Annotated in this window: 10 protein-coding genes; 6 read left to right on the top strand and 4 right to left on the bottom strand. The window is 77.6% G+C overall.

Annotated features, from left to right (window positions below; translation table 11 throughout):
* Positions 1-42: 42 nt before the first annotated feature.
* The gene (gene flgB, locus ACRYR8_RS14440) at positions 43-393 is read right to left on the bottom strand and encodes a flagellar basal body rod protein FlgB (RefSeq protein WP_432484522.1); all 351 of its coding nucleotides are present in this window, start codon (positions 391-393) and stop codon (positions 43-45) included.
* A 528-nt stretch (positions 394-921) separates the two neighbouring features.
* Between flgB and ACRYR8_RS14435 the strand changes: the two genes are divergently transcribed.
* Positions 922-3,408, top strand: a complete 2,487-nt coding sequence (locus ACRYR8_RS14435) for a coiled-coil domain-containing protein (protein ID WP_432484520.1) — start codon at positions 922-924, stop codon at positions 3,406-3,408.
* Positions 3,405-3,941, top strand: coding sequence for a hypothetical protein (locus ACRYR8_RS14430; protein ID WP_432484518.1), 537 nt, complete (start codon positions 3,405-3,407; stop codon positions 3,939-3,941). Before ACRYR8_RS14435 ends, ACRYR8_RS14430 begins: the two co-directional genes overlap by 4 nt.
* A gap of 139 nt (positions 3,942-4,080) precedes the next feature.
* Here the strand turns inward: ACRYR8_RS14430 and ACRYR8_RS14425 are convergent, their stop codons facing one another.
* Together ACRYR8_RS14425 and ACRYR8_RS14420 are read right to left on the bottom strand one after the other, a co-directional pair.
* On the bottom strand, positions 4,081-5,058 hold the full coding sequence (locus ACRYR8_RS14425; RefSeq protein ID WP_432484516.1) for a M56 family metallopeptidase: 978 nt from the start codon (positions 5,056-5,058) through the stop codon (positions 4,081-4,083).
* 45 nt (positions 5,059-5,103) lie between these two features.
* Positions 5,104-5,475, bottom strand: coding sequence for a BlaI/MecI/CopY family transcriptional regulator (locus ACRYR8_RS14420; RefSeq protein WP_432484608.1), 372 nt, complete (start codon positions 5,473-5,475; stop codon positions 5,104-5,106).
* A 192-nt stretch (positions 5,476-5,667) separates the two neighbouring features.
* Between ACRYR8_RS14420 and ACRYR8_RS14415 the strand changes: the two genes are divergently transcribed.
* The 3 genes from ACRYR8_RS14415 (at position 5,668) to cydC (ending at position 11,675) form a co-directional block, all read left to right on the top strand.
* Positions 5,668-7,122: a cytochrome ubiquinol oxidase subunit I gene (locus ACRYR8_RS14415; RefSeq protein WP_432484514.1), complete on the top strand. Its 1,455-nt coding sequence runs from the start codon at positions 5,668-5,670 to the stop codon at positions 7,120-7,122.
* Positions 7,123-7,176: 54 nt separating this feature from the next.
* A complete protein-coding gene (gene cydB, locus ACRYR8_RS14410; RefSeq protein ID WP_432484512.1) occupies positions 7,177-8,220 on the top strand; it encodes a cytochrome d ubiquinol oxidase subunit II in 1,044 nt (347 codons plus the stop codon).
* 176 nt (positions 8,221-8,396) lie between these two features.
* Entirely contained in the window at positions 8,397-11,675 is a 3,279-nt protein-coding gene (gene cydC, locus ACRYR8_RS14405; protein WP_432484510.1) for a thiol reductant ABC exporter subunit CydC, read from the top strand.
* A gap of 50 nt (positions 11,676-11,725) precedes the next feature.
* On the opposite strand, the gene ACRYR8_RS14400 is transcribed toward cydC, so the two are convergent.
* Positions 11,726-12,274, bottom strand: coding sequence for a hypothetical protein (locus ACRYR8_RS14400; protein WP_432484508.1), 549 nt, complete (start codon positions 12,272-12,274; stop codon positions 11,726-11,728).
* 112 nt (positions 12,275-12,386) lie between these two features.
* On the opposite strand from ACRYR8_RS14400, the gene ACRYR8_RS14395 reads away from it, so the two are divergent.
* A complete protein-coding gene (locus tag ACRYR8_RS14395; protein ID WP_432484506.1) occupies positions 12,387-13,673 on the top strand; it encodes a sensor domain-containing phosphodiesterase in 1,287 nt (428 codons plus the stop codon).
* Positions 13,674-13,721: the final 48 nt, after the last annotated feature.

Genomic DNA, 13,721 nt, shown 5'->3' with positions numbered 1-13,721 from the left:
CGGGTCAGGTGGCAGGGGCGGGGCGGCGGTGCGGGCGCGTCATCAGGCCCGGCCCATGGCGGTGCGCAGCAGGGTGTACTTGGAGTTCAGGGCCGACAGCGCCGTCTGGTAGCTCAGGCCCGTGGAGATGTTGGAGATCGTCTCCTGGTCGAGGTTGACGTTGTTGCCGTCCTCGCGGGTCGGTTCCAGGGACTTGGCCGTGGTGATGCCGGAGGTGGCGGCGGCGCGGGCGTCACCGGTGGAGACGGCCCGCGACAGGGAGGCCTCGAAGGAGACCTTGTTGGCGGTGTAGCCGGGGGTGTTGATGTTGGCGATGTTGTCGGCGATGGCCCGCTGACGCGCCTGCAGACCGTCCAGCGCTGTGTGCAGCGCGACACTGGTGAGATCGGGCACGGGGCAACCCTCCGACGGGCCCCGGCGGCACACCTGCCGCCCGGGGGCGTTGAACTCGTAAGCGGCCGTCCTGGCCTGGTTGTCGGTGCTTCCTGCACCCGAGCACTCAATCGGCCCCGCCGGGGACCGGCTTGAGCGCGCGGACCCCGCACGGGCCGATTCCAGCGCCGTTCGGCGGCGGTGCCACCCGTTCGGCCCAGCGTGGCGCCGGGCGCTCACCGACGGTGCGTGCCGGCGGCCACGGCCGGGCGCTGCGGCTGCACCTCGCCGTCCCCTCCCAGCGGCTGCTCCACCCGGCCCGGCACCGGCGCCCCGGCCGTCGGCGCGGTCCCGCCCACGGTCCGGGCGCCGCCGTCGTCACCGCGCGTGCACGCCGGCACCCGGGCCGGGCACCCGGTCGGCGCAGAGCGCGAGCGCCGCGTGACTCAAGGCGCGCGCCCGGTGCGTCGAGAACAGGGCAGCGATCGCACCCGCCGCCCCGTGCGGCGAGCGCCGACCGGCACCCGTCAGCCACTCCTGAGGCAGGACATGACGCTCACCGACGACCGGACGACACCGGGCAGCGACCCCACCGCGCCCCCCACCACCGGAGCCACCCCCGGAGCCGGCCCCGACGCCACCGCCGAGGCCGCTCCCGAGGCGGCCGCCGAGGCCACCGCCGAGGCGGGGGGGCAGCGCGCCGCGCACCCCCTGGACGAGGACCTGCTGCAGCTGGCCGGGGACGTCTCCGCGCTGGCGGCCGGGGAGACGCAGGAGCACCGCGCCGGCACGCTGCGCGCCCTGGAGCGGGCGCTGCGCGAGCAGGACGACCTGGGCCGGTGGGCGGACTGCGACCTGTTCGCCGTCCTGGACGTCGACGGCCCCCGGCCGCCGGTGCAGGAGCGGCGCAGCCTGCTGCGCTCCGGCGCGCTGCGCACCGTGCTCGTGTTCGCGCCCGTCATGGTGACGTGGGCGGGTCTGCTGTTCGCCGGGCGCGCCTACGGGCAGATGACGGCCGCGGGCGACGCGGTGGAGGGCCTGTCCTTCCTGCAGCTGTGGCTGGACGGGTTCGGCGGGCGCACCTTCTTCTCCCTGGACCGCGTCGCCGAGCTGGCCGTGGCGCTGATCACCGCGGCGATCGCGGTGAGCGTGGCGACCGACCGCCGCCACCGCGCCGACGACGAGGCCGGGGTCGCCGCGGACGCCGCGCGCCGGCACGCCCTGCGCGCGCTCGCCTCGCGGACCACGCTGGCGCTGGCTCCGCACCGCAGCAACGCCGCCGAGCAGCTGGGGGCGCACTTCGAGCGGGGCCTGACGGAGCTGGGGCGCCTGGTCGCCGAGACCATCCGCCTGCACGCCGACACCAGCACCCTGGTGGGCCACGTGCGCTCCGCCAGCTCCACCGCGATCGAGGCGGCGAACGCCGCGAGCACCGGCGGTGAGCAGGTCGCGGTGGCCGCGACCCGCCTGGAAGCCGCGGTGGCCGAGGCGATGGGCACGCACGCCGAGCAGATCGCCGCGGACCGGGCCCAGCACACCGCCACCCTGCGCGAGTCCACCGACCGCCTGGAGCGCTCGCTGGGCCAGCTGGAGAAGGCCAGCGCCGACGCGCTGCGCGAGAGCTTCGAGAGCCGCGACCGGGTGCTGGGCGCCGTGGAGGGCGTCAGCACCTCGGTGACGCTGCTGTCCACCGAGACGCGCGCGGCGATGGCCGACCTGGCCGCGTCGGCGCGCGACATGAGCAAGCACAGCGCCGACTTCGGCGAGCAGGTCACCGGCCACCTGCAGTCGCTGAGCACCACGGCCCGCGAGTCGGTGGAGAAGATCTCCACCGCGTCCGCGGAGGTCACCACCGAGCTGACCCGCACGGCCGCCGCCCACGTGGAGCGGCTGCAGAGCACGGTGCTGGAATCCATCGAGAAGGTCACCGCGGTGACCGGCGACGCGTTCAGCGAGCACGTGGCGTCCTCCGCGGCGCAGGCGGCGCGCACCATGGAGACGCTGCGCGCCGACGTGCAGCGCACCTCCGAGGCCGCCGAGCACGCCCTGGGCGCGGCGGTGCGCGGCCTGGACGACGCCGCCGGGGAGCAGCAGCGCCGGCTGCGCCACGACGAGCGGATGGCGGCGCTGCTGGAGGCGCAGAACGCGGTGCTGGACACCTGGCGCGGTGTGGAGGCCCGCCTGGAGGCGGCCGCGCGCGACATGCGCGGGGTGCCCAGCTGGCTGGAGGCCGTGCAGCACGAGCACGCCGACGCCACCGGCCGTGCCCTGGCCAGCCTGGGCGCCGCCCTGGAGGACGCGGTCTCGGCGAACGTGCGCGAGACGCTGGCGATGGCCCAGGACGACCACGTGCGGCAGGTGAACCGCGCCTACCGCGACGCCAGCCGCATGATGCAGGAGGAGCTGACGAGCAGCGTCGGTGCGCTGCTGGAGGCGGTGCCGCAGCAGGCCGCGTCCCAGGCCGCGCAGCGGGCGGCGCGCGAGGCGGCCCGCGAGGCCGCCTCCCACGCCGCGCACGAGGCCGCGCAGCAGGCGGTCCAGCACGCGGTGGCGCAGGTCGAGCGCCAGGTCGAGCGCCAGGTCGAGAAGCACGTCGAGAAGCACGTCGAGAAGCAGGTGGGGAAGCAGGCCGAGCGCACCGCGGAGCGGGCGAGCCGGGCGGTCCGCCCGCCGGTGCGCCCGGCCGCGCCGCCGGTCGCGGCCCCCGCGCCGCAGCCGGTCGCGACCCGCGGCCCGGCGGGCCGGGTCACCGCCGGCCGGGTCGCCGCAGCCGCACCGTCCGTCCCCCCGGTCACGGGGCTCACGCCGGTGCCGGCGGCTCAGCGCCGTGTGGCCGAGCGGTACGCCGCCATCGGCTACCCCTCGGACGGCTACCCCTCGGAGCAGCGGTACGCGGCGGGGACGCGCCCCGCCCGCGCCGCCGAGCGCGTGCAGCCCGTGCGCGGTGAGGGCTCCGAGCCGCAGGAGGAGTTCGTGGCCGCGCCCGCCCGCACGCTCCCGTCGGCCGCCCGCCGCTACCAGGGGACGTCCTCGTGAAGCGCGCCCGCAGCACCTCGCACTCCTTCGCGGGGTGGGTGTTCGCCGACGCGCTGCTGGCCATGACGATCATCGGCCTGGCCGCCGGTGGGGCGGTGCACGCCGGGGCGCCGGAACCGGCGCCCGTGGTGGTGGCCAGCCCCGAGCCGACGCCGGCCCCGACGCCCACCGAGACCGCTCCCCCGGCTCCCCCCGCTCCCCCGGCCCCGCCGGCCGACGGGGTGGCGCAGGCGCCGGTGGTGCTGGAGCTGCCGCTGCGGGACGCCTCGGACGAGGCGGTCCGGGCGGCCGTGGCCGGCGCGGTCGGCGACCTGGCGGCGCAGGGTCGCCGGGCGGCGTTCGTGCTGACGTTCGGCACGGCCTCGACGCCGGGGGCCGGCACCGCGCTGGCGCGCCGGGTCAACGCCCAGCTGGACGCGGCCGCCGGGCCGGTCTTCGCGGGCTCGGCCAAGCGCGACTTCTGGCGCGCGGTCAACGCCTCCTCCCCGGAGGCCGGCGTGGTGCGCCTGGAGGTGTACCTCCTGCAGCAGTGACCCCGGCCGTCCCCTCCCTCCCGACCCGCCGTGGTCCCGCACGCGTGAACGCCCAGCCGTGCGGGGGCACGGCGGGTCGGGTGCGTCCGGGCCCTGCGCGGGCACGTCCGGGAGCGCGGGGCCGCGGCGGTCGGGGCGTTCAGCCGGTCAGGGCGCGCCAGCTGGCGGACAGCCAGGGCACCGCGATCGCCAGGGTCGGCACGCCGAGCACGCACACCGCGGCGGTGTAGGCGGTCAGGGCCAGGCGGCGGTGCGGCGGGCGGCGGTCCTCGCCGTCGCAGCGCTCCTCGGCCAGGCGGCGCACGCGGGTGACCGCGTCGGCGCCCACCTGCAGCTCCCCCTGCCCGCCGGCGCCCTGGCCGGGGGCGGAGGCCAGCTGCACCAGGGCCCGCGCCAGGGGCAGCGAGCCGGTGCGCCGGCGGGCGGAGTCGTCGGCGAGCATCTCCACGAGCAGGCGCACGGTGTCCAGCGCGGCGCGCGAGGAGACCACCCGGGGGAAGGCGGCGTGCAGGACGGTGAAGGCCTCCAGCACCAGGTCGTGACGGGCGCGCAGGTGCGCCTGCTCGTGGGCGAGGACGGCGCTGACCTCCTGCGGGCTGAGCTCGCGCAGGACGGCGTCGCTGATGACGACGCGGTTGCCGCCGACGCCGGGCACGCAGTAGGCCACGCGCGCGGGGCCGGTGAGCACCCGCAGCACGCGTGCACCGGCCTCGCCCAGCAGCGCCCGGTCGACGGCGGTGGCGGCGTCGCGGTGGTGCAGCAGGTCGACCATCTCGCGGTGGTGGCGCCGGCGGCGCCGGGTGCGCACGGCGACGAGGGCGGCCACGGCCCAGAAGCGCACGGTGACGACGGCGACGAGGGTGGAGCCGAGCCCGATGAGGGTGGTCTGCGCGAGGCCGTGGCGGGCCAGGAAGGGCAGGCCGGGCTGCTCGGTGAACAGCATCGTCAGCGACGACAGGCCGGCGCCGAGGGTGGCCAGGACCGCCGCCAGCGCGACGGACTGCCACAGCACGAGCGCGGCGCGCGGCACCTGCCAGGTCCAGCGGGCGCGGGCGAGCAGCGCGGGCACGGGCCCGGCCAGCAGCACGGCCAGCGCCGCGAACCAGAAGGCGGTCACCGCCGGCTCACCGGCCGTCGCCGGGTGCCCGTGCGGGGCGCCGGCTCACGGTGCGGGGGCGGTCTCTCCCCCGCGCGGCGCCGCCCCCTGGGACAGCGCGTCGAGCGCCTCGCGCAGGGCCGCCGCTTCGGCCGGGGAGACACCGCCGACGAAGTGGACCAGGGCGGCCTGGCGCGTGTCCACGGCGTCGACACCCCCGAGGGCGTCGAGCATGAGACCGGCGACCATCTGCTCGCGGGTGGCGACGGGGCTGTAGCGGAAGGCGCGACCTTCGCGCTCCTGGCGCACGACGCCCTTCTTGGCGAGGCGGTCCAGCACGGTCATGACGGTGGTGTAGGCGATCTTGCGGTGGGCCGCCAGCTGCTCGTGGACCTCGCGCACCGTCAGGGGGGTGCCGGCCGCCCACAACCGGTCCATGACGTCGCGTTCGAGCTCACCCAGTGCCACCCCGTCATGGTAGCGAAGCGGTGTGACGAACGCGACCCGTCGTACTACCACCTGTCGTAGCGGATCGGGTCCGGCGGGCCTATCCTGGACACATCTACGACACCACGTAGTTGACGGTTCGCCGCGGCGGGCCGCCCCCTCCGAGACCGCCGAGGCACCCGCGTGGACACCGAGCTCCTGACCCGGCTGCAGTTCGCCGTCACGACGCTCTACCACTACCTGTTCGTCCCGCTGTCGATCAGCCTGTCGCTGTTCGCCGCCCTCCTGCAGACCGCCTCCGCGGTGCTGGCGCGGCGCGGTGACCCCCGCTCGGGCACCTTCGCCCGCCTGGCCCTGCTGACCGGCAAGCTGCTCATGGTCACCTTCGCCGTCGGCGTGGTCACCGGCCTGGTGCAGGAGTTCCAGTTCGGGCTGTCCTGGAGCGAGTTCGCCCGCTTCTACGGCGACGTGTTCGGGCCCACCCTGGCCGTGGAGGGCATGCTCGCCTTCTTCCTCGAGGCCACCTTCCTGGGCCTGTGGTGGTTCGGCCGCGACCGCCTGCCCGGCGCCGTCCACCTGGCCACGATCTGGGTCGTGGCGGTCGGCACGACGATCTCCGCGTTCGTCATCCTCGCCGCGAACTCCTTCATGCAGAACCCCGTGGCCTACACCGTCGACGAGACCACCGGCCGCGCCCGCCTGGGCAGCTTCCGCGAGCTGCTGCTCAACGAGGTGAACCTCGCCGCGTTCCCGCACACCCTCGCCGGCGCCGTGATGGCCGGCGGCGCGCTGGTCATGGCCGTGGGCGTGTGGCACCTGCTGCGCGGCGGGCACGAGGCCGGCTCCGAGTCCGCCGCCGCCTTCCGCACCCTCTCGCGCTTCGGCGCCTGGGCCACCCTGGCCGGCGGTGCGCTCACCGCGATCACCGGCGACCTGCTCGGCAAGGTCATCACCACCGTGCAGCCGATGAAGATGGCCGCCGCCGAGGCCCTGTACGAGACGACGACCGCCGCCCCCTTCTCGATCTTCGCCTACGCCCCACCGGGATCGGACCGCCCCACGTTCAGCGTGGAGGTCCCCGGCCTGCTGTCGTTCCTGGCGAAGGGCTCCTTCACGGCCGAGGTCTCGGGCCTGGCCGACCTCCAGGAGGCCTACGCCGCGCAGTTCGGCCCCGGCGACTACACGCCCTGGATCCCCGTGGCGTTCTGGAGCTTCCGCCTCATGATCGGCGTGGGCGTGCTCGCCGCCGCCGTGGCGCTGGTGCACCTGTGGGTCACCCGCTCCGGCCGGCCGATCGCCGTGGACACCCGCCTGGCCTCCACCGTGCTGTGGTCGGTGCCGGTGCTGCCGCTGCTGCCGCTGGCCGCGAACTCCTTCGGCTGGATCTTCACCGAGACCGGTCGCCAGCCCTGGCTGGTGTTCGGCCTCTACAGCACCGCCGACGGCGTCTCCCCCGGCCTGACCGCCACCGAGGTCGCCGTCAGCCTGGCCGCCTTCACCGCCGTCTACGGCGCGCTGGCCTGGGCGTGGACCGTCCTCGTGGTGCGCCTGGTCCGCGGCGGGCTCCCGGCCGAGCCGGCGCCGCGCGAGCGGGCGGCCGACGACGCCGACGACGCCGACGTCGCCCTCACGTACTGACCACCGCTGCCCCGCCGCCCCCCGCTGACCACGCACGCTGGAACTGGAGTTCTCGTGGACCTGCCCGTCATCTGGTTCGGCACCGCCGTCCTGGCCTGGGTGCTGTTCTTCGTCCTGGAGGGCTTCGACTTCGGCGTCGGGTTCCTGGGCCCGCTGCTGGGCCGCACCGACGCCGAGCGCGGCGCCGCCGTGCGCACCGTGGGGCCCGTGTGGGACGGCAACGAGGTGTGGCTGGTCGCCGCGATCGGCGTGATGTTCGCCGCCTTCCCCGACTGGTACGCCGCGCTGCTGTCGGGTCTGTACCTGCCGATGGTGGCCGTCCTGCTGCTGCTGGCGGTGCGCGGCGTGGCGCTGGAGTTCCGCGGCAAGCACGACTCGGCGAGCTGGCACGCCCGCTGCGACGCCTTCCTGGCCTCCTCCTCGCTGCTGCTGGCCGCCACCTGGGGCGCGGTGCTGGGCGTCCTGGTGGAGGGTCTGGCCCTCGGCGCCGACGGCGAGGTGCACGCCGGCTCCGGTGCGCTGGGCGGCCTGACCCGCTCGCTGGAGCCGATGGTCAGCCCGTGGGCGGTGCTCGGCGGCCTGGCCGGCGTGCTGCTGGCCGCGGTGCACGGGGCGACGTTCCTGTCGCTGCGCACCACCGGGGTGCTGCGGGCGCGCTCGCGGCGCCTGGCGGTGGCGAGCGCCCCGGCGCTGGCCACGTGCGCGGTCGCGGTGTTCGTGGCCGGCGGGCACCCGGCCGTGGCGGCCGCCGCCGTCCTGCTGGCCGTGGCGGCCCTGGCCGCGTGGCGGCGCGCGGAGGCGGTGGCGTTCGCCGCCTCCAGCGCAGCCGTGGCCGTGGCCGTCGTGGCGGTGTTCACCGCGCACCTGCCGGTGCTGCTGCCCAGCACCCTGGCCGCCGCCGGGGACGTCACGCTGCGCGGTGCGGCGGCGTCCGAGGGTGCGCTGGAGCTGATCTCGGTGGTGGGCGTGGTGGTGCTGCCCGGCGTGGTGGCCTACCAGCTGTGGTCGTACTGGGTGTTCCGCCGCCGCGTCGCCAGCGGCCACGAGCCGGTGCGTGCGCGCGCCCCCCGGCCGGCGCCGGCCCGGGCGGGGCGGTGACGACCACGACCACCCCCCCGGCCGCGGGAGCCACCGTTCCCGTGCTCCCGGAGCCCTCCGCGACAGCCGCGGCCACTGCTTCCGCGCTCCCGGGGGCCGGTGGGCGCGCGGGTGCCCGTCCGCGCGGGCCGGTCGACGCGCGCCTGCTGCGCCACGCCCGACCCGCGCGCCGGGGGGTGGCGGCCGTCGCTGCCGCCGAGACGGCCGCCGCGGCCCTGCTGGTGGCGCAGGCCTTCGCGCTGGCCGACCTCGTCGTGGCGCTGTGGCGCGGGCAGGCCACTGGCCGGTCCCTGGTGCTGCTGGCCGTCGTGGTCGCCGCGCGCGCGGTGACCTCCTGGGCCGCGACCGCGCTGGCCCAGCGCACCGCGAGCGCGGTGCGCGCCGACCTGACCCGCCGCCTCGCGCAGCGCGCCCTGGACCTGGGCCCGGCGGGGGTGCAGCGCTTCGGCGCGGCGCGACTGACGGCGCTGCTGGCGCAGGGCCTGCCCGCCCTGGACGCCTGGTTCACCCGCTACCTGCCGGCGCTGGTGCCCGGTGCGCTGCTGCCGCCGGTGGTGCTGGTGCTGCTGGCGCTGCTGGACACCGGCTCTGCGCTCACGGTGGCGCTCACCCTGCCGCTGGTGCCGGTGTTCGCGGTGCTGCTGGGCCGCGCCACGCAGGCGCGCGCGCAGCGGCGCTGGCGGGCGGCGCGGACCCTGTCGGCGCACTTCCTGGACGTGGTGCGGGGCCTGCCGACGCTGCGGGCGCACCGGCGCGCCTCCCGTCAGGTCGAGGCGGTGGCGGCCACGACGGACGCGCACCGGCGCGCCACGCTGGGCGTGCTGCGGGTGGCGTTCCTGTCGTCCACGGCGCTGGAGCTGGTGGGCACCCTGTCGGTGGGCCTGGTGGCGGTCACGGCCGGGATGCGGCTGGCCGGCGGCACGCTGGACCTGCGCACGGCGCTGCTGGTGATCCTGCTGGCGCCGGAGGCGTACCGGCCGCTGCGCGAGGTGGGGGCCCGTTTCCACGACTCCGCCGACGCCACGGCCGTGGTCGACGACGTCGACGAGCTGCTCACGGCGGACGTGGCCGCCCCGCGCGGTGGGGACGCCGCGGGGCTGGGGCTGCGGGGCGTGCGGGTGCTGCGCGCCGACGGCACCGCTGTGGTGGGCGGCCCGGGCGGGGACGTGGACCTCGACGTGGCGCCGGGTGAGCTTGTGGCGCTGGCCGGGGTGAGCGGTGCGGGCAAGTCGACGCTGGCGCGGGTGGCGGCCGGGCTGGTGGCACCGGACGCGGGGACCGTGGAGCACCCGCTGGGCGCGAGCGCGGTGGCGCACCTGCCGCAGCGGCCGGTGTTCCCCTTCGCCCGAACGGTCGCCGACGCGGTGCGCGCCGGGCGGGTGGCGGGCGAGCAGGACGTGGCGTGGGCGCTGGCGGCGGCCGCCGCGGCGGACCTGGACCCGGCCCGCGCGCTGGGCGAGGGCGCGAGCGGGCTGTCGGCCGGGCAGCGTCAGCGCCTGGCGCTGGCGCGCACCCTGCTCGGTGTGCGCCTGGGCGCGCGGCGGCTGGTGCTGGACGAGCCGACCGCCCACCTGGACGCCGCCGCCGAGCGCGCCGTGGTGGCGAGCCTGCGCGAGCTGGTCCGTCAGGGGTGCGCGGTCCTCGTCGTCGCGCACCGCCCGGCGCTGCTGGCGGCCGCCGACCGCGTCGTGCCGCTGGCCCGTCCCGCGGCGGTGGGCACCACCGCGCGAGCAGTGGCAGGCGCTCCCGCGACCGCTCCCCCCGGTGCGGGAGCAGTGGCTCCTGCGGGGAGGGGGCGGGGGTGGGGTGGCCGGTGGGCGCGCACGTCGGTGCGCACCCGCGCCGCCCTGGCGGTGCTGGCGGGTGCGGCGGCGGTGCTGGCGGGTGCGGCGCTGACGGCCACCGCGACGTGGCTGATCGTCACGGCCGCGGACCGCCCGCCGGTGCTCACGCTGTCGGTGGCGGCCGTGGTGGTGCGGGCCAGCGCCACGGCCCGCCCGCTGCTGGTGCTGGCGGAGCGGCTGCTGTCGCACGACGCGGCGCTGTCGCGGCTGGCTCAGCGCCGCGCGGCGGTGGTGGCGGCGCTGGTGCCGCGGCTGCCGGGGCCGCTGACGCGCCGGCGCGCCGGTGGTTCCGGCGATCTGCTGGTGCAGCTCGTGCACGACGTGGACGCGCGCATCGACGCGCTGCTGCGCTGGCGGCACCCGGTGGCGGTCACGGCGCTGGCGCTGTCCGTGGCGCTGGGGGCTGCGGCGCTGGCGGACCCGGTGCCGGCTCTGGCGGCGCTGCCCGGTCTGCTGCTGGCCGCGGTGGCCGCGCCGCTGCTGGCCGGCTGGGCGGAGCGTCGCGCCGACGCGCACCGCGACGACGTGGCCGCGCTGGCGCAGGCGGGCACCGAGACCGCGGCGGGCGTGGAGGACCTGCTGGCCGTGGGCGCCCCCGACCCGTTGGAGCCGTTGCACCGCAGCATGTCCCGCCTGGCCTCCGGGGAGCGCCGGCGGGCGCGGGCGGCGGCCGGCACCGCGGCCCTGCAGGCGCTGGGCGCGGGTCTGGCCGTGCTGGGGCCGGCGGTCGTCGCGTCCGCCTCGGCTGCGGGGACGGCGTGGGCGGCGGCGGTGGTGCTGGCTGCGGCGGTGGTCGCGGAGGCGACCCGCGGCCTGCCGGACGCGGTGCGCGCCCGGCACCGCGCGGGGCAGGCCGCCCGGCGCAGCGCCGAGCTGCTGGGCACGGCGCCCGCCGCGAGCGAGCCGGTCGATCCCCTGCCGCTGCCCGCGCACGCCCCGCGCGCGCTGCGGCTGCGGGGCGTGGTGGCCGGCTGGGACGAGCCGGCGCTGCGGGGGCTGGACCTGGACCTGGCGCCCGGTGAGGTGGTCGCCGTGCGCGGCGCCTCCGGCAGCGGCAAGTCCACCCTCGGCGCGGTGCTCATGCGGTTCCTGGACGTGCGCGACGGCACCGTCACCCTCGACGGCGTGCCGCTGGCCCGGGTGGCCGGTGACGACGTGCGCTCGGTGGTGGGCCTGGTCGCCGACGACGAGCACGTGTTCGCCACGAGCCTGCGCGAGAACCTGCTGCTGGCCTCCCCCGGCCGCGACGACGCCGACCTGCTCGACGCCCTGCACCGGGTGCGGCTGGACGACTGGTTCGCGGCCCTGCCCGCGGGCCTGGACACCCGCCTCGGCGACGGCGGTGCACCCGCCTCCGGCGGGGAGCGGCGCCGGCTGGCGATGGCGCGGGCCCTGCTGGCCGACGTGGCGGTGCTCGTGCTGGACGAGCCGTCCGAGGGGCTGGACGCCGGGACGGGCCGGGCGCTGGTGGACGACCTCGTGCGGGCGCGGGGAGATCGCTCGGTGCTGCTGCTGGCGCACCGCGACGAGGGCGTGGACCTGGCCGGGCGGGTGCTGGAGCTGCGCGACGGTCGGCTGGTGCCGGCGGCCGGCGACGCGCCGGCGGCGTGAGGGCTCGGCTCAGCAGTGACCACCCGGGTCCCGGCGGGCGCGCGGGATCCTCAGACGCGGTCGAACACCCCGCGCTGGCGCGGCACGCTGGCGGTGGTGGCGACGGGCTGCTCGACGGTCAGCAGCCGGCTGGGCACCTCCACGAGGCCGTCCGCGGGACGGCAGACCGCCCCGGGCAGCGCCGCGTCCTTGTGCAGCAGCCGCGCGGAGCGGTGGGTGCCGCGCACGACGTCGTCCACGCGCACGGACATCGCCGGCACGTCGCCGGCGTCGTCGAGCAGGCGGCGCAGCGCGGCGGTGTCGGCGCGCACCTTCTCCCCCGGCAGCACGCACAGCGCCCAGTCGGACTCCACGTGCGCGAGGGCGGCCTGCTTGGCGCGTTCGCGGTCCTCGGCCCAGAAGCCGCTGACGACGGTGACCGCGGGGTGCAGGGTCGCCTCGAACGCCGCGGAGCCGGGCGCGACGTGGTCGGCGGTGTCGTAGACGACGACCTCGTCGGCGACCGCGACGAGGTCGCGCAGGTCGGTGTCCAGTGCCGGCGGGGCGCTGGCGCCCTGCAGGACGAGGCAGGCGGCGAGACTGGGGCGGGTGCTCGGCATGGCTGTCTCCTCGGGCGTGAGCGTCGTCACCAGGAGCATCGGGCGGGATCGTGGAAGGGTTACGCGCCACGCCGGGGTCTTTACACACTGTTGACATCTATTTTGCGATCGTGTGACGGCCTGCACGCACGACGGTCGCTTCCGGCCCTGGACGCTCAAGCCCCGCACCGCTCCCGCCGAGGACCCCGGGGTGGTGACGAGCGCGGCGACGACGGCGACGACGGCGCTGCGCGCCGCCCGGGAGGTGCGCTCCTCCCCGCTGGAGGCGCTGCTGGAGACCACGCGGCGCCAGATGGGCGCCGACCTGACGTACGTCTCGCAGCTCGGCGCCGCCCCCGACGGTTCGGCGCGCCGGCTGCGCACCGTCGTCACGCCGCTGCCGCTGCCGGTGCGCTCCGGCGACGTCGAGCCGCTGGCGGGGACGCTGTGCGAGCGGGTGGTGCGCTCCGGCGACGCCGTCGTCGTCCCGGACACCGGTGCCGACGCCGGCGCCGTGGGCGCGCGGGCGCGCGGGATCGGCGCTTACGTGGGTGTGCCGCTGCACCGGCGCGACGGTTCCCTCTACGGGACCCTGTGCTCCCTGTCCGCCCGCCCCGACCCGGGGCTGCGGCAGCGCGACGCGGAGGTGCTGCGGGTGATCGCCGGCATCGTCATGGAGCTCGTCGAGGAGGACGACGCCGCCGCCGCGCAGCGCCAGGCCGTCCTGGACCGGCTGGCGGCGCTGGACGCCGCCGGCGGGCCGCGCATCGTCTACCAGCCGGTCGTGGAGCTGCGGACGTCGCAGCCCGTGGGTGCGGAGGCGCTCAGCCGCTTCCCCGCCGGCACCGCCACGCCCGACGCCTGGTTCGCCGACGCCGCCACCGTGGGCGCCGGGGCGGACCTGGAGCTGCGGGCGGTGCGCACCGCGCTGACGGGCCTGCCGCACCTGCCGGGGTTCGTCTCGGTCAACCTCTCCCCCACCACCCTCACCGAGCCGGGGTTCGTCCGCGCCCTGGCGGGCGTGCCGCTGGACCGCGTCGTCGTGGAGATCACCGAGCACGCCGCGATCGACGACTACGCGGGCCTGCTGGCGGCGCTGGCGCCGCTGCGCGCCGCGGGGCTGCGGGTGGCGGTGGACGACACCGGCGCCGGGTACGCGAGCCTGCGGCACGTCCTGGCGATCCTGCCGGACTTCGTCAAGCTCGACATCAGCCTCGTGCGGGGCCTCGACGGCGACCGCTCCCGCCGCGCGCTGGCCGCGGGGCTGGTGACGTTCGCGGAGGCGACCGAGGCGGCGATCATCGCCGAGGGGATCGAGACGGCCGAGGAGCTGGCGGTGCTGCAGGCGCTGGGCGTCTCGCACGGGCAGGGGTACCACCTGGCGCGGCCGGCGCCGCTGGTGGTGCCGGCCGCGCGGTGAGCGCGAGCAGCGGGGACGACGGAGGGGCACTGCGCGTGAGCGCAGTGC

It is taken from the genome of Kineococcus esterisolvens, assembly GCF_050871405.1.
Lineage (GTDB): Bacteria > Actinomycetota > Actinomycetes > Actinomycetales > Kineococcaceae > Kineococcus.
This window is presented reverse-complemented; position numbering and strand designations above follow the sequence as displayed.

Coding starts and splice junctions, on each gene's coding strand:
- ACRYR8_RS14435 (WP_432484520.1), top strand. CDS start 922: ATGACGCTCACCGACGACCGGACGACACCGGGCAGCGACCCCACCGCG.
- ACRYR8_RS14420 (WP_432484608.1), bottom strand. CDS start 5,475: ATGGACCGGTTGTGGGCGGCCGGCACCCCCCTGACGGTGCGCGAGGTC.
- ACRYR8_RS14400 (WP_432484508.1), bottom strand. CDS start 12,274: ATGCCGAGCACCCGCCCCAGTCTCGCCGCCTGCCTCGTCCTGCAGGGC.